We start from the raw sequence: 15936 nt of genomic DNA on the forward strand, positions 1-15936 counted from the left end.
AGGAAGCACTATGTTAACCGTCGTTGCAGAGATTTGTGTCAAACCGGGCCGTCGCCAGGTGGTTTTGGATGCGATTAACCAGCTGATTCCTACCGTGCTGGAAGAAGATGGCTGTCATCAATATGACGCATTAGTTGATCATCAGGCGCAAGTGCCGTGGAAACAGAATTCACCCGATTCCATTTTCATGCTGGAGCTGTGGGAATCACTGCGTCATCTGGAGCAGCATCAGCAGATGCCACACATGGATGCGCATCGCGCGTTGATTAAAGATGAAGTGGTCGATGTGAAGATCCTGGTGCTGGAAGCGGCTAAGTAAGTCAATTTACTGTGTTGTTACATATCGTGCATAAAAAAAGCCCCGATCTTTTGATCGGGGCTTTTGTTTCGCAGCTAATCAGAAATTAGTGCTGTTGTTCCTGCAGCAGGTGCTGTGGAACCATCACTTCAGCAACGCCACCGTTGTTCTGGTAAACGTTATATTCAACGCCTGCCACGGTTACGGTGCCATTTGCCTGGCTCCAGTTATTCACGTCTTCACCTTCCGGCAGGATGTCTTGCAAGGTCACTTCCTGCGCAGAATCCGAAATCATCAACTGTGTTTTACCGTTGTCGATGAATAACGAGTCATCGCTCATGGACAGAATATCCGTCAGTGACATGCTCATCAGCGCTTCGTTGAATGAGTCTGGGAACAGGTCGCCTGGATCGATAGGCTCTGGTGGAGTAACGTCGACGTTCACATCGAACGATTCTTCACCGGCCACTTCATTACCCGCCGCGTCACGGTAACCGAAGGAGATATGGTAGCTACCTTCAGCCAGTTCTTTGGTATCCAGTGTCCATTTGCCGTTGGTCACCACCGCGCTGCCAATAATTTCGGTACGCGCTGCATCGCCATAGACCACTACCACGGTGCCATCTTCTTTACCGGTACCGTTCAGCTTCATGACCTGACCGTTGATATCAGGAACAATTGGACGAGGATAGCCATCAACGTCAATGAACGTACCACCGGTGTATGTACCAGCCTGAGGCGCGGTCAGATCCACATCAAAGTTGATGCCGTCATTGATAGGGCCTTTCACACCTGAAGCGCTGACAGGTTGAACGCGGATATTGTGCGCACCTTCCGTCAGAGCAGGCAGATCAAAACTCCATTTCCCATCAACCACGGTTGCTGAACCGATCTGCTTATCGCCATCATAGATAATGACTTTAGAGCCGTTTTCACCGGTACCGCGCACGGTTGGCGATTTATCATCAGTAACGCCGCCATCGAGGATCTGACCGGTGATGACACCTACGTCATCCCACAATTCGAAGTCCTTGATTTCGCCCGGCATTTTGGTATCGATAATCAGTTCAATCGGATCGGAACGATCGGAGGTGTTGCCCGCCGGATCGGTAATTTCAACCACCACGTCGTACTCACCATCACCGATTGGATCGGTTGGGGTGACGGTCCAATCACCTTTCTCGTCGACTACGCCGCTACCAATGACCTGCTCTTTTCCATCTTTATCAATGATGATGATTTCCACAACGTCGCCCGGCGTAGCACCGCCACCGGTGAACTCCGGCTGGGTTTCGTCGGTTGGCGTGCCTGGCTGGATGACGCCCTGCTCATCACCGGTGTTATCGACAATGCCCGGAGCAACCGGTTTTTCAGGTGCAGTCAAATCCACCACGATGGTGACCGGATCTGAGAAGTCTGAACTTTTGCCGGTTTTTGGATCTTCGATTTTGATCTTCAGCTCATGCGAACCTTCTTCCAGTGGATCAAGCTCGATTTCCCATTTGCCATCTTTGCCTACGGTAGCAGAACCAATGACTTTATCTTTATCGTAAACATAAACAATTTCACCCTCTTCACCTGAACCGCGCAGCACTGGGGTATCATCGTTGGTAGCATCACCGCTCACCAGCGGACGCTCTTCTGCACCGTTGTTGGCAACGATCTCTTCGATCTGTGCCGGAGGCAGCGTTTGGGTATCAACAATCACAATGAACTCTTCTGATGGAGCAGAAGCAGCACCACCTTTGGAGACGGAATCTACGCGCAGTGCATGTTTGCCCTCGGCGACATCCAGTTCGTAAGACCATTCACCACGTGAGTTGGCAATAACGGTTGCAACTACTTTTTCACCATCCCAGATACGTACAATGGAACCGGCATCCGCTTTACCCGACAGCGACAGGGTGGTGTCGTCAGTGGTATCGCCTGATTTCAGCTCACCGGTTACGCGGCCTACGTCATCGTAAACACCTTCCAGTGAAGGCGCTTCAGGTGCAGTAGCATCCAGTTTCAGGATGAAGTTGTCTGATTTCGGACTCATACGACCGTAGCGATCCTGATACGCCACGTTGAAGATATAGGTGTCATCCGTGGTCAGTTCCGGTGTGAAGCTCCAACGGCCATCGCCACCTGCTTTCACGCTGCCGATCGGTGCTGAATCCGCACCGTAAATGAAGACCAGCGAGCCTGGCTTAGCCACGCCAGACAGCGTTGGGTTTTTATCGTCGGTGTATTGACCCGAAGTTAAGTGGTCAACATTCCCTTCATCGTCAATGACGCGCAGGATTTGCGGCGCTTCAGGTGCTTCGGCTTCAACATGCAGAATGATTTGAGTTGGAGCACCCCAGTTATGAGCGTTGTCACGAACGCGTGTCTGAAAATAATAAATCCCATCTGGCAACTCTTCGGATTTGAAGCTCCAGTTGCCTTCATTGTCAGCACGAAGAACATACGTTTCATTGTTCAAGGTAACTTGAATTTCCGCATTCGCTTCAACTTTACCGGAGTAATCAATGTAGTTCTTTTTGGTATATGACTCCCAGCCATTTTTAAATGTGCCGAAATCATGCGTATCAGCTACTGACTCTCCAGATTGTTGCAACTCTGAAGTTGGGCCTTCGGCTTTGACCACCACGCCCGCTTCAACCACGACGACGAATGGCGCAGAGGCTGGGCTTTCGTGTTTACCCGCATCTTTAGCCACTACCGTCAGGCTGTGTTCGCCATCAGCCAATTCTGGAGTGATGGTCCATGCCCCCATGCTATTGGCTTTGACTGACGCAATCGGATCTTTTCCACCGTTGTCATACAGGTAAACGATCGCGCCCGGCTCCGCTACGCCTGAAATGACTGGCTTGTGTTCGTCGGTGATTTCGCCCGGATTCAAATTACCTTTATTGCTGCCAGTGTTGTCTACCACACGCCAGATTTCTGGCGCTTCTGGGGCCTGGGTATCCAGATTAACAATAAAGGAATTTGAATTTGATGGTGAGCGGTTACCCGCTTTATCGAGGGTGATCACCTGCACGGTATGTAAGCCTTCGTCCCAGCCCGCTGGCGGTGTGAAAGACCACTTACCATTTTCATCGATAGGTGCTTTGTAAACCACACCATCAATAAGAATTTCAACACGACCACCGGCATCTTTGAGATCGACTTGTATATCTTTCCAACCAAAATTTCTGTCGGTAATAGTACTGATTTTCATTTCTTTAATTTCATTAATACTGTTATTCGCCATGAATATATTCCTTTAAATATTTAGATTCGTGTTCCGGTTCCCTCCCGGAACGCAAGTATTCTCGACCAGTTAGTGAAATAACCAACACAGGACATGTCTTAATTAATGGTCTTTTAACGAAATCACTAATAAAAACCGGCGGCCGAAAAAAATGGTCTAAATTTTAAAAAATCAGACCATTGGTTAATTTTCAGAAAGTGATAAAACTATTTATTCTCCACACTGATAATTACACGACGTTCGCCTTGATAGCATGCTTTTTGCTGCTTCAGCGAGCCGGTGCACTGCGCCGTGACCTGACTTTCACCCATACTTTGCGAATGAATATGCTCGCTCGCGAGCCCGTTATTAACCAATAATTTCTTGATTGCATCCGCGCGGCGTTGACCTAACTTGATGTTGCTTTCCTCCTCCCCAATCGGATCGGTAAAGCCGGTGACTATAATGCGCTGTTCGGCTTTATTTTTGCTTTTCAACAAGGTCGCAAATTGTTGAATGGCGCTGTGACCCTGAGCGGAGATATCGGCACTGCTCGCACTACCAAAATTAAACAACAAATCCGATGAAAACTCATAATTATCATAAGACTGTGTAGTTCCAGGCTGGCACGGCACCACCGCTGACGCGCGGGAAAGCAAGTGAGTTTGCTGACGTGTTCCTACTAATTGCTGCTGAGCCTGTTCGCTATCCATCACCAGAGGACGGCCAGAACCGTCAAGGCTGGCAATAATATAATAGGTTTTGCCCGCCGCCAGATTATCGCGCCATGGCTGTTGCTGCTTGCCCTGATAACCCGGCGCATCATCGATATAGCTCCCCAATGAATGTACACCCGGTTTCAGGCAAAACACCGTGTAGCCACCGGTTAATAATGCCGTTTGGAATTCGCCATCAACATAGATGTGTGCTGCTTTGTTATTATTATCGTCTGTAGCACGATAATAAACGATGCGGGTTTGCTCTGAGGCCGCTGCAGGCATGGATTGCCAGGCTTTGCCAAAATTAGATTGCGCTTGGAGCGTTGCGCTGATGGACAATGACGCAAGCACCGTGGCAATAGCATATTTTTTAAGTTTCATTATAACTCCAGAAAACAGGCGCCAGACGACGCCTGTTTTTATTCTATTAATCGCAATGATGTGATAATTATTCAGATAAATAATGAATATCTAAATCCTTCAAAGCTGTAATATCGAGAGACATCACGCCGTCCACTGCAGAACTCTTAATATCCGCATCAAAAATCGTATTACTTAAAATGCTTTCATCAATATTATTGAGTAATACAGATTCTTCCTGCGCTTCATTGAATAACGTGTCACCGTTTTCCGAGAGCAGCTCAGATAATTCAACATGGCTGAGTAGATCAGGGAAGAGATCGCCCGGATCGATGGGTTCTGGTGGAATCGTATCGATCTCAACTTCGAAAGCTTCAGTTTTGGCTGTTACTACGCCCTCAGCATTTTTAAATGCCGCTTCAATCTTGTAAACATCATCAGATAACTCTGGCGTGGCGATACTCCACTTCCCGTTCTCATCTACGACAGAGGAGAGGTAATAATGGTTATTGCTTCCACTGAGCCAGATATAAACGATATCGCCCGCGTTGCCGGATCCACCCACAAAAATCGTTGAATCATTCACCGCATCGCCGTTAGCAATAGGCTGTTTACCGATAAAATACTTTTCGCCGTTATCCAACATTTCATCACGATACACGTCGTCAACCGCGCCAGTTACCGGTACATCGGGATTCGGAATCACTTCCTTGCCGGGATCAATAGGGTTATTCGGATCGTTAATTTCGATAATGACTTTTTCTGAAGGCGCAGATTCATTACCTGCTGGATCCACTTCAATAATCTGGAATTCGTGATCGCCATTACCAATGGCTTTTTCTGGGGTGAATTGCCACTTTCCTTCGTCGTCTACAACGGTGCTGCCGATAACCTGGCCGTTATCAATGATTTTAATGATGTCGCCTTTTTCACCGACGCCAGAGAAGGTTGGCGTGCTGTCTTGCGTTTTGCCACCATTTTCAATCAACTTACCTTCATCATCAGCGATGGCACCAATGCCTTTATTTTCTGGTGCTACGGTATCAACCTCGATAATCCAGGCTTCGGAAGGCAGCGATTTATTCCCGACTTCATCCACGACGACGATGCTGAAATCATGTTTACCCTCTGACAGCGTCGGGCTGGTGTAGGTCCAGTTACCCTCGCTGTCTACTTTGGCAGTGCCCAGCAACTGGCCATCTTTCCAGATTTCAACGGTAGCGCCCGCTTCGGCCTTACCCGCCAGCGTCGGTGTGTTGTCTTTGGTGATGCCATCTTTCACGATCTCTTTCGGCGGATTCACGCTGTCGTCCACCATGCTACCAATGGTGCCCTTGGCTGGGGCGGTCAGATCGATAACGAAGCTCCAGGCCTCGCTTGAATCGCCTACTACGCCACTTTCATTGCGTTCACGTGTGGTGATGCTGTGGCTACCGGCGCCCAATGCTTTACCAGGTGTAAAGGACCATGTGCCGTTTTCACCAACCGTGGTTTCACCAATTTTTGTGCTGCCATCCCAAATTTCAATGACATTCCCTTTGGTGCCCGTGCCGTTCAGTGTCGGCGTGGTGTCATCGGTACGGCCGCCTTTCGCGATCAATCCGGTAATGCTGCCCACGTCGTCATACAGGCCGTTAACTACCGGGACGTTTACATTGCCGCCGCCGCTGTCGCCGCCACCTTTACCGCCGCCATCACCGCCGCCATCACCGCCCTTCCCGTTGTCCTCACCATTTTGATCGCTGCTGCCGTTTTCGTGAGCGTTTTTATCCTGATACTGCTCTTTGGCTGCCACGTAGCCCAGGCCGGCGGCCGCAGCGATAGCCGCCAATCCGCCTAAAGCGATCAACGCCGGGGACCATTCAAATCCTGAGGCCAGCATGAAACCAGAATCGGTATCAACCGTGCTCTCTCCAAGCGCTAATGCGGTGGTTTCGCCATCAGCCAATGCGGCAGCATCGTGATCGGCATCACCATCGGTAGCGACGTATTCATGCATGGCGCCATCTTCAGCTTTACCAACTAAAGCACCTGATTTAGCAAAAAAGTCTTCGATAATCAGATCTGGTTCGCTGGCGTCGGATCCTTCCAGCATCACCAGCAAATCTTTCCCGACACGCTTAACGGTAATGTTTTCTGGTGCAACGCCGTCATTACCCTGGGTCAGCAAATATTTGCCGTTGGTAATAGCCTGAACTTTTGCAGCTTTACCGTCTTTACCTACACGCAATGCTTCCGCTTTCGTTATTGTTTTTTTATCAATAACCGCAACACTCACGGGCGAAACGTTCATGTTTAATCCCTTCCGTACATTAGATTTTGATTGTGCGATTGTGTACAAGCGCAACAATCTCCCTGGCTTAACCCACCTGTGCGGGCTCAAAGTGAGCGACATAATCGGGAAAGAGAGATTTCCGAGACATAAGAAACGTCCCGTTAGGAAAGAAAAAATTTCCCAACATTGACAGAAAAGTTATTAGTTAATTAACTATATGAATTAAAGCGTTTTTATGAATAAAGATATGAAGATGAAGGGTAAATAATCGAGCAGGAACAAGACTATAACAGATGATTTTCCTGAATTTTTTCGCGTAAAAAACTCAGAAAACAGGTAATGCGCGAGGTAAGGGATTGATTGCGATAATAGACCGCGTGGATGGGTAAACGCTGTTCACGGGTTTCCGTTGCTAAAACCTGTACCAGACGCCCACTTTTGCGATCTTCACGGCTGACAAAATCGGATAAACGTACGATACCTTGCCCAGCTAAAGCCAGTTGACGCAATGTTTCACCACTGGAGGCGGACAGCGTAGGTTTGATGCGCAGGAACTCGCCTTCGCGCTGCCAAACCGGCCAGACGTTGTGTACATCAAGCTGACTGAACCCCAACAGCTGATGGTTCGCCAGTGCATCAACATTTTCCGGTACACCAAACTTTTCAAGATAATCTGGGCTGGCTAACAGGCGTATGGCGCTGCTTCCGAGCACACGCGCACGCAGCGTCGAATCGCGCAGCTCGCCGATGCGAATGGCGATGTCCGTTTGCTGCTCCAGCAGATCGATCACAATATCGTCGGTGTTTAATTCCAGCTGAATCAGCGGGTAGCGCTGACGAAACTCCGCCACCAGCGGCACAATGACGTGCAGGGTAAATGGCGTATTGGCATTGACGCGTAAGCGTCCAGAAGGAATGTCCCGGCGCTGCGCGATCAGTTCTTCCGCCTGTTCAACCGACGCCAGAATCTGCCGCGCATGATCGAGAAAAATCAGCCCCTCTTCGGTCAATGCCAGGCGACGCGTGGTGCGATGCATTAAGGTGGTTTGCAGCTTACCTTCCAGCCGGCTAAGCGCACGGCTCACGCCAGAGCTGGTTTGATCTAACTGCTCTGCGGCTGATGTGATTGATCCGGTATCCACCACCGCAACCCAGGCACGTAACTCTTCCAGTGTTATTTTCAAATTCCCATCCTCAAAGATCGAGACCTGTCTTAGCGCGGTTTCTGACACTTTTGGCTTAAATTACGTCACTTTATTAGCGGCAGGATATCACAATGCGCCATAAACCTCGGGTGGCTAACGATTTACGTCAGCAACAAGCGGTAACCCAGTTGCTGCAGCAAGGGCGACAGGAAGAAGCCTGGCGTAAGATTCGGGCACACCTGACGCTTGCTCCCTACGATGGCTGGTTCCTTCATGAAGCCGCACGGCTTGCCCGGCGCAACGGCGATCTGGATACGGCGCAGCGCTATTATCAGCGGGCGCTAAAACTTGCGCCAACAGATGCGGGATTACTCAACGGTCTTGGCCTAACCCATTATGACGCCGGGTGCTGGAGCGAGGCGGAAGCCTGTTATCAGGCTGCGCTGCAATCACATATGGGCTATGCCGCCTGTCACAATAACTACGCTATTTTGCTGCATAAACAGCAGCGCTATCACCTTGCTTTAGATCAGTATCGATTGGCGCTGCAAAGCCAGCCTGATTATACCGAAGCCCGCTATGGCATAAGTACGTTGCTAGCGCACATGGGCCAGCTACAAGAAGCAGAAAGTCAGATGCAGCAAGTATTGCAAGTGCGTGACGCCGATCAACGTTGCCGAAATTCGCTCGGCATGGTTCAGCTACAACAAGGCAACTTCGCTGCTGGCTGGTCTAACTATCAGGCGCGTTATGCGTCCGATAATCCCGATCGCTTCTTTACCTTACCGAAACTCCCTATTCGCTACTGGCAAGGAGAGGATCTGCGCGGTAAAACGCTGTTGGTAAGGACCGAGCAAGGCATGGGGGACGAAATTCAATTCTGTCGTTATCTCACACGCGTTAAAACTGAAAAGCATGCGATAAAAGTGATCATGCTGGGTAGCAAATCCTTAAAATCGTTAATGGTTACGCTGCCGCACCTTGATAATTATCTGACACGGGAAGATGTACAACACACGTTGCCACCGGCAGATTACTGGTGCTCTCTACTGGATTTACCGCAGCACTTCCTCAACTCAACACAGCCCTTTAGCGCGCATCATCCCTATCTGTTTAGCTCTGCAGAACAACAGGCGAGGTGGCCGATTAAGGGGAACGGGAAAAAAATTGGTATCGTATGGAAAGGCGCCAGCGGGCATAAGAATGATAGCCAACGATCGCTTGCGCACCTTTCACAGTTTGCACCTTTATTTGACCTGCCTGATATCAACTGGATTAGCTTGCAAAAAGGTGCAGGTGAAGAGGAAATCGCTGACTTCCCACACATACAGCCGCTTGGTGCCCAATTCACTGATTATCAGGATACCGCCGCGGTCATTTCACAACTGGATTTGGTGATTGGTGTAGATACGTCGGTGATCCACTTAGCAGGGGCGATGGGGATACCTTGCTGGGTATTACTTCCCGCCTGGGCGCGAGACTGGCGCTGGTTGGAAAATCGCGATGAATCGCCGTGGTATCCGCAAATGAGATTGTTTGGGCGCGGGCAGGATGAAGCGTGGAGCACGGTTATTACGCGGATTAAACAGGCATTACAGCAGCAATAAAACAGGGACGCCGCGGCGTCCCTGTTTTTTTACACTTCGAGGTCGGCTAAATCGCCTTTCTCTTGCAGCCAGTTGCGGCGGTCTTCCGAGCGTTTCTTCGCCAGCAGCATGTCCATCACGCGTAGGGTTTGATCGACATCCTCATCGCTGATCGTCAATTGCACCAGACGACGCGTATTCGGATCAAGCGTGGTTTCGCGCAGCTGCAGCGGATTCATTTCACCCAAGCCCTTAAAACGCTGCACGTTCGGCTTACCTTTCTTGCGCTTCAACTGCTCGAGCACGCCCTCTTTCTCGTCTTCATCCAGGGCATAGTAGACTTCTTTGCCAAGATCGATGCGATAAAGCGGCGGCATCGCCACATAAACATGGCCGTGTTGCACCAACGTACGGAAATGCTTCACAAACAGCGCGCACAGCAGCGTGGCAATGTGCAGACCATCGGAGTCCGCATCCGCGAGGATACAGATTTTGCCGTAACGCAGCTGGCTCAGATCTTCGCTGTCAGGATCGATACCGATCGCCACTGAAATATCATGCACTTCCTGTGAGGCCAGCACTTCGTCCGAAGAGACTTCCCAGGTATTGAGGATCTTACCTTTCAGCGGCATGATCGCCTGATAATCACGATCGCGCGCTTGCTTGGCGGATCCGCCCGCAGAATCCCCTTCGACGAGGAACAGCTCGGTTTTGTTCAAATCTTGTGCGGTGCAGTCAGCCAGTTTGCCCGGCAGCGCCGGGCCGCTGGTGAGTTTTTTACGCACCACTTTCTTCGCGGCGCGCATGCGGCGCTGCGCGCTGGAGATCGCCAGCTCCGCCAGCATTTCAGCCGCCTGCACGTTTTGATTCAGCCACAGGCTGAAGGCATCTTTGACCACCGCTGAGACGAATGCCGCACACTGACGCGACGACAGGCGCTCTTTAGTCTGACCGGCAAACTGTGGATCCTGCATCTTCACCGACAGCACATACGCACAGCGATCCCAGATATCTTCTGCCGACAGCTTCACGCCGCGCGGCAGAATATTGCGGTATTCGCAAAACTCGCGCATGGCATCCAGCAAGCCCTGACGCAAACCGTTGACGTGCGTGCCGCCTTGCATGGTTGGGATCAGGTTAACGTAGCTTTCTGTTAGCAGCTCTCCGCCTTCCGGCAGCCACAGCAGCGCCCAATCCACTGCTTCCACATCGCCTGCAAAACTGCCTACAAAGGGTTTTTCCGGCAGCGTGGGTAAGCCGTCAACCGCTTCACACAGGTAATCGGTCAGGCCATCCTGATACATCCAGGTTTGTTCGGTGTCGTTGACCTTGTCTTTAAAAACAATTTCAACGCCCGGACAAAGCACGGCTTTGGCTTTTAACAGATGTGATAAACGAGAAACCGAGAAACGCGGGCTATCAAAGAAGCTTTCATCTGGCCAGAAGTGCACGCTGGTACCGGTATTGCGTTTACCGACGGTGCCGGTAACCGTAAGATCCTGCACCTTGTCGCCATTTTCGAAGGCAATCTGGTAGATTTCGCCGTTACGTCGCACGGTAACTTCCACGCGCTTCGACAAGGCGTTAACCACCGAGATCCCGACGCCGTGCAAGCCGCCTGAGAACTGATAGTTTTTGTTGGAGAATTTGCCGCCCGCATGCAGGCGACAAAGAATCAGCTCAACCGCTGGCACGCCTTCTTCCGGATGGATATCCACTGGCATGCCACGACCATCATCAATAACTTCCAGCGACTGGTCGGCATGAAGAATGACTTCCACGCGTTTAGCGTGACCGGCCAGCGCCTCATCGACGCTGTTATCGATCACCTCCTGGCCCAGGTGGTTCGGGCGCGTGGTATCGGTGTACATCCCCGGACGACGACGCACCGGTTCAAGGCCGGTCAGGACCTCAATGGCATCGGCATTATAGCTTGATTGGCTCATCGTAAATGTCTGATTAGCAATAGGAAAATGGCCCCACTTCGCAAGGTCACTGGGCGTTTAATCCCAGAAAATCAACGATCTGTGCGAAATGGCGTTCGAATCCGATATAGGCATGATTGCCGCCCTCTTCAACCGTCTGGCGGCATGCGCTGTAATACTCCAGCGCCTGGCGATAATCGAGTATTTCATCGCCGGTTTGTTGCAGCAGCCAGAGTAAATCGGGCGCTTCAAGAGGGTCAATCTGCATTACTTTCAGATCGTAAATGTGGCGAGACTCTAACACATATTGCTGGCCGGTGTAGGGATTACGGTTTTCGCCGAGGTAATCCACTAACAGCTCAAACGGCCGTACGGCGGGATTAACCACCACCGCTGGCAACATAAAACACTGCGACAGCCAAGTAGCAAAATAGCCGCCCAGCGACGATCCCACCAATCCCAGCGGTTCACCGGCATATTGCATCACCAGATCTTCCAGCATGCTGGCGGCTTCAGACGGAAACGTCGGTAGTTGCGGCACCATCACATTAATATGCGGATGCTGTTCGTTGAGCCACTGCTGCAGCTGCGTGGCTTTCGCCGATTGCGGGGAACTGTTGAAGCCATGCAGATAGATCAGCGCCGCCATTGCTTAGTAGCCCTCGGAATCAAGATCGGGGCGGAACATGTCACTTTGCAGGCGGTTAACTTCGGTCTGCAGCGAGCCGTCGGGCTGCAAGGTAAGCCAACGCCAGCCCGGCGCCAGCGTATCAATGGTGAAGTTAGTGCAATGCGGTTTGAACTGGACGCAGGTTGATGGTGAAGCCATCACGCGGCGACCATGCCAGTCGAGATCGAGCTCCTGATGAATATGGCCGCACACCAGATTGCGTGCGCGTGGGAAGTGCTGCAGTACCGCTTCCAGCTGATGCGGATTGCGCAAGCTGTGCTGATCTAACCACGTACATCCGGAAGCCAGCGGGTGATGATGCAGTAGTACCAAAGTGTGGCGTTCTGGGTACTTGCTCAGTGCGGTGTGCAGCCACTCCAGCTGGTATTCGCTCAACATGCCGTGTGGCACACCAAATACCTGGCTATCCAGCAGCACCAGTTGCCAGTGATCGCCCAAAAGAACGTGCTTGTCAGATTTGATGCCCGCGTCAGCCAGCGTATCCACCATTGCCGGCTGAAAATCGTGATTTCCCGGCAACCAGACGCAAGGTTTTGGCAGACGATTAATGCCTGCTACAAAGTGTTGGTAAGCTTCGACGGTGTGATCCTGAGCGAGATCGCCAGTGGCGATAATCAGATCATACTGGCGCTGTTGTACTTCAATAGCATCCAGTACCGCATCAAAACTCGACCAGGTATTTACCCCAAGCAGCGATTGATGTTTTCCGGCGAAAAGATGGGTATCCGTGATTTGTAAAATCCTGATATCAGACCCATCTTGCGCAGGAAGAGTTAGCAGGCTATCCAAAGCGTTTCCTTAATCTCCACGCCATCGTTGCGTTTTTTACGCTATCAGCAAACCGGTACTGCCACAGCGCCGTGCGCTAAGCAGTAACGCAACCAATCCGCAAGGAACTGGTTAATCTGATGTTTTTCATCGCGCTGATGCAGTTTTTTATTAGGATAATCATAGCGCGCTTTAAATCGGTAGATCTGTTTAGTGGAACACACTTCAGCGACCATCGCATCATGGTAGAGCCGCACCGACATAGAAGGCAGGCTCCAGTAACTCACGGCGGGCGCCACCTGACGCACTTCCACCAGCGTGGTGTAGCGCGTCGATTCTTCGATGGTGAGCTGATAGCTGGCGCCATTCACCTGATAAATCACCGATGCGCCTGCCTCGTCATTACGCGGCAGCAGGCGACGCAGCTGGGCGAAATTGGTTTCGCACAGGCGCATCATTTCGGGAAAGTCAGGGGTATAGCGCTGTTTCATTTTAGCTTCCACTCTTGTCGTAGTTTTTCATGGTGCAACGCCAGCCATTGCAAGGCGATGACAGATGCCGCGTTATCAATAATCCCCTCTTCCACCCAGCGATAAGCTTGTTCGCGGCTCACCACATGGACAAGAATATCCTCATTCTCTTCCTCCAGCCCGTGATTTCCCTCTGCCAGGCTGGCATCCACTTCGCCCACCAGCACCGATAAACGTTCAGACGTTCCGCCGGGGCTGGCTAAGTAATTCACTATCGGTTTGACGCGGCCAACCTTAAGGCCCGCCTCTTCTACCGCCTCACGTCGTGCGACATCTTCTGGTGTTTCGCCAGGTTCGATGATGCCAGCCACCATTTCCAGCAGCCAGGGCGTTGGGCTGGAATCAAAAGCGGGAATGCGGATCTGTTCGATCAGTACCACTTCATCACGCAAGGGATCATAGGGTAGCAGCACGGCGGCGTGTCCGCGCTCAAAAACTTCGCGCACCACTTCACCACTCATTTCGCCATTAAAACGACGGTGGCGGAAACGGTAGCTGACGATGGAAAAAAAACCATCGTAACGCGTTTCGCGTGCAATAATTTCTACATCGTTTTTTGTGAAAGTCACAGGGGATTTTTTTTCACTCGCCATCGTCTGATTCCTTATGCAGATTGGGATGGAGCAAAGAAAAGCCAAGTCTACCGCTCCGTCCGAGTGGTTCTTTTTGAATTATTTACGTAAATTAGGGGAAGAAGGCACGTTCAGCCAACTTATCTCTGACGCCGCCTCTGTAGAATCGGCGATTATTTTTTTGGCTTACCTGCAGCACTACCAGTGCATTTTGCTGCAACAAAAGGAATGCAAATGAAAAAACTGCTCCCACTTTTTATTGGGCTGACTCTGGGCGGATTCAGCCTTGCCAGCCAGGCAGAAAACCTGTTGCAGGTCTATCAGCAGGCGCGCCTTAGCAACCCCGATCTGCGATCTTCTGCCGCTAACCGCGACGCTGCATTTGAGAAAATCAATGAAGCGCGTAGTCCTTTATTGCCACAGTTAGGCTTGGGCGCAGATTACACTTATAACAATGGCTACCGTGACAGCAGCGGACTTCATTCCAACACGACCAGCGCCTCTCTGCAATTAACTCAAACTATTTTCGATATGTCGAAATGGCGTGCGCTGTCGCTGCAGGAAAAACAGGCTGGTATTCAAGATGTTACCTATCAGGTTGCTCAGCAAGACCTGATTCTTAACACGGCGACTGCCTATTTTAACGTGTTAAAGGCAATCGACACGCTTTCTTACACCGAAGCACAGAAACAATCTATCTACCGCGAACTGGATCAAACCACGCAGCGCTTTAACGTGGGTTTGGTCGCGATTACTGACGTGCAAAACGCCCGTGCACAGTATGACACCGTGCTGGCTAACGAAGTGACCGCACGTAACAACCTCGATAATGCGGTGGAATCGCTGCGTCAGATTACCGGCATGGATTATCTGTCGCTGGCTTCATTGAATATCGATCGTTTCAAAACCGCGCGTCCAGATGCTGTTGCCAGCCTGCTGAAAGAAGCGGAAAGCCGCAACCTGACCTTGCTGTCTGCGCGTCTGAGCCAGGATCTGGCGCGTGAACAGATTCGTTCAGCCGAAACCGGCCACATGCCAACGCTGGATTTGACCGCCTCAACCGGTATGTCGAATAGCAAATATGGCGGCAGTCGCGCCAATCAGAGCGCTGGCAGCACCGATTCCATCACCGGTTCTAACCAGGTTGGCTTGAGCTTCACCATGCCACTTTACAGCGGCGGCTCGGTCACCTCGCAGGTGAAACAGGCGCAGTACAACTATGTCGCGGCCAGCGAACAGCTGGAAGGCGCACATCGCAGTGCGGTTCAGACGGTACGTTCATCATTCAATAACGTGAATGCCTCTATCAGCAGCATTGATGCTTATAAGCAAGCCGTTGTCTCTGCACAAAGCTCACTGGATGCGATGGAAGCCGGGTATCAGGTCGGTACGCGTACCATCGTCGATGTGCTGGATGCGACCACCACGCTGTTCAATGCTAAACAGCAGCTTTCTGATGCGCGTTATAGCTATCTGATCAACCAGCTGAATATCAAATATGCGCTGGGTACGCTGAACGAGCAGGATCTGCAGCAGCTGAACAGCACGCTGGGCAAAGAGATCACAACGACACCTGAAGTGGTGGCGCCGGAGAATAACCAGCAGGCCGCGCGTGTGGATAACGGTCCGAAAGCTTCATCGCCTTCAGCCGCCGCACAAGCCCGTCCAGCTGCCGCACGCAGCAGCGGAAATCCATTCGGTAATTAATTCCCCAGGGGGCCGTATGCGGCCCCTTTCGCATTCAATCGTATAGCTACGTAAAGATCCTTTCCCCATCTGGCTTCGCGCTTCATTTTCCACCGCTCATCCCCTATCCTTACCCCACCTTTGGGCACAGGATGAAAATA

The 15936-nt window shown here is 51.1% G+C and carries 13 protein-coding genes; 4 read left to right on the forward strand and 9 right to left on the reverse strand.

All coding sequences use genetic code 11. The annotated features are described in order from the left end of the window. The first annotated feature begins 10 nt into the window (after positions 1-10). A complete protein-coding gene (locus AAF463_RS16365) occupies positions 11-319 on the forward strand; it encodes a putative quinol monooxygenase (protein ID WP_008103384.1) in 309 nt (102 codons plus the stop codon). A gap of 85 nt (positions 320-404) precedes the next feature. On the opposite strand, the gene AAF463_RS16370 is transcribed toward AAF463_RS16365, so the two are convergent. The 4 genes from AAF463_RS16370 to AAF463_RS16385 form a co-directional block, all read right to left on the reverse strand. Then, positions 405-3539 carry an Ig-like domain-containing protein gene (locus tag AAF463_RS16370; protein WP_350261116.1) on the reverse strand — a complete coding sequence of 1045 codons (3135 nt, stop codon included), beginning with the start codon at positions 3537-3539 and terminating at the stop codon, positions 405-407. A 206-nt stretch (positions 3540-3745) separates the two neighbouring features. Beyond that, complete coding sequence (locus AAF463_RS16375) at positions 3746-4618, reverse strand: OmpA family protein (RefSeq protein ID WP_101763003.1); 873 nt, start codon at positions 4616-4618, stop codon at positions 3746-3748. 67 nt (positions 4619-4685) lie between these two features. Then, on the reverse strand, positions 4686-6890 hold the full coding sequence (locus tag AAF463_RS16380; RefSeq protein ID WP_350261117.1) for an Ig-like domain-containing protein: 2205 nt from the start codon (positions 6888-6890) through the stop codon (positions 4686-4688). 266 nt (positions 6891-7156) lie between these two features. Next, positions 7157-8056: a LysR substrate-binding domain-containing protein gene (locus AAF463_RS16385; protein WP_217549709.1), complete on the reverse strand. Its 900-nt coding sequence runs from the start codon at positions 8054-8056 to the stop codon at positions 7157-7159. A 92-nt stretch (positions 8057-8148) separates the two neighbouring features. Here AAF463_RS16385 and AAF463_RS16390 point away from each other — a divergent pair, with 92 nt between their 5' ends. After that, positions 8149-9624 carry a tetratricopeptide repeat protein gene (locus AAF463_RS16390; protein WP_350261118.1) on the forward strand — a complete coding sequence of 492 codons (1476 nt, stop codon included), beginning with the start codon at positions 8149-8151 and terminating at the stop codon, positions 9622-9624. Between the two features lie 29 nt (positions 9625-9653). Here the strand turns inward: AAF463_RS16390 and parE are convergent, their stop codons facing one another. Genes parE through nudF form a run of 5 tightly spaced genes read right to left on the reverse strand, consistent with a single transcriptional unit; the run spans position 9654 to position 14110 of the window. After that, complete coding sequence (gene parE, locus AAF463_RS16395) at positions 9654-11549, reverse strand: DNA topoisomerase IV subunit B (RefSeq protein WP_110867305.1); 1896 nt, start codon at positions 11547-11549, stop codon at positions 9654-9656. 46 nt (positions 11550-11595) lie between these two features. Further along, entirely contained in the window at positions 11596-12177 is a 582-nt protein-coding gene (gene yqiA, locus AAF463_RS16400) for an esterase YqiA (RefSeq protein ID WP_101762998.1), read from the reverse strand. Positions 12178-12180: 3 nt separating this feature from the next. Continuing rightward, positions 12181-13008 (reverse strand): 3',5'-cyclic-AMP phosphodiesterase, encoded by an 828-nt coding sequence (gene cpdA, locus AAF463_RS16405; RefSeq protein WP_192236279.1) that lies wholly within the window; start codon positions 13006-13008, stop codon positions 12181-12183. 44 nt (positions 13009-13052) lie between these two features. Next, on the reverse strand, positions 13053-13478 hold the full coding sequence (locus AAF463_RS16410; RefSeq protein ID WP_008103400.1) for a DUF1249 family protein: 426 nt from the start codon (positions 13476-13478) through the stop codon (positions 13053-13055). Further along, entirely contained in the window at positions 13475-14110 is a 636-nt protein-coding gene (gene nudF, locus AAF463_RS16415; RefSeq protein WP_101762996.1) for an ADP-ribose diphosphatase, read from the reverse strand. Before nudF ends, AAF463_RS16410 begins: the two co-directional genes overlap by 4 nt. A 25-nt stretch (positions 14111-14135) precedes the next feature. Between nudF and AAF463_RS16420 the strand changes: the two genes are divergently transcribed. Both AAF463_RS16420 and tolC read left to right on the forward strand, forming a co-directional pair. Beyond that, complete coding sequence (locus tag AAF463_RS16420) at positions 14136-14327, forward strand: hypothetical protein (protein WP_225614418.1); 192 nt, start codon at positions 14136-14138, stop codon at positions 14325-14327. Then, positions 14324-15796: an outer membrane channel protein TolC gene (gene tolC, locus AAF463_RS16425; RefSeq protein ID WP_192236273.1), complete on the forward strand. Its 1473-nt coding sequence runs from the start codon at positions 14324-14326 to the stop codon at positions 15794-15796. The genes AAF463_RS16420 and tolC overlap by 4 nt, the downstream gene beginning before the upstream one ends. Positions 15797-15936: the final 140 nt, after the last annotated feature.

The sequence above is a fragment of the Pantoea sp. BJ2 genome (assembly GCF_040255075.1).
Lineage (GTDB): Bacteria > Pseudomonadota > Gammaproteobacteria > Enterobacterales > Enterobacteriaceae > Pantoea > Pantoea leporis.

What these genes read in the sequence shown, in the direction of transcription:
- AAF463_RS16365 (WP_008103384.1), top strand. Translation starts at nt 11, where the DNA reads ATGTTAACCGTCGTTGCAGAGATTTGTGTCAAACCGGGCCGTCGCCAG.
- AAF463_RS16370 (WP_350261116.1), bottom strand. Translation starts at nt 3,539, where the DNA reads ATGGCGAATAACAGTATTAATGAAATTAAAGAAATGAAAATCAGTACT.
- AAF463_RS16375 (WP_101763003.1), bottom strand. Translation starts at nt 4,618, where the DNA reads ATGAAACTTAAAAAATATGCTATTGCCACGGTGCTTGCGTCATTGTCC.
- AAF463_RS16380 (WP_350261117.1), bottom strand. Translation starts at nt 6,890, where the DNA reads ATGAACGTTTCGCCCGTGAGTGTTGCGGTTATTGATAAAAAAACAATA.
- AAF463_RS16390 (WP_350261118.1), top strand. Translation starts at nt 8,149, where the DNA reads ATGCGCCATAAACCTCGGGTGGCTAACGATTTACGTCAGCAACAAGCG.
- parE (WP_110867305.1), bottom strand. Translation starts at nt 11,549, where the DNA reads ATGAGCCAATCAAGCTATAATGCCGATGCCATTGAGGTCCTGACCGGC.
- yqiA (WP_101762998.1), bottom strand. Translation starts at nt 12,177, where the DNA reads ATGGCGGCGCTGATCTATCTGCATGGCTTCAACAGTTCCCCGCAATCG.
- AAF463_RS16410 (WP_008103400.1), bottom strand. Translation starts at nt 13,478, where the DNA reads ATGAAACAGCGCTATACCCCTGACTTTCCCGAAATGATGCGCCTGTGC.
- nudF (WP_101762996.1), bottom strand. Translation starts at nt 14,110, where the DNA reads ATGGCGAGTGAAAAAAAATCCCCTGTGACTTTCACAAAAAACGATGTA.
- AAF463_RS16420 (WP_225614418.1), top strand. Translation starts at nt 14,136, where the DNA reads ATGGAGCAAAGAAAAGCCAAGTCTACCGCTCCGTCCGAGTGGTTCTTT.
- tolC (WP_192236273.1), top strand. Translation starts at nt 14,324, where the DNA reads ATGAAAAAACTGCTCCCACTTTTTATTGGGCTGACTCTGGGCGGATTC.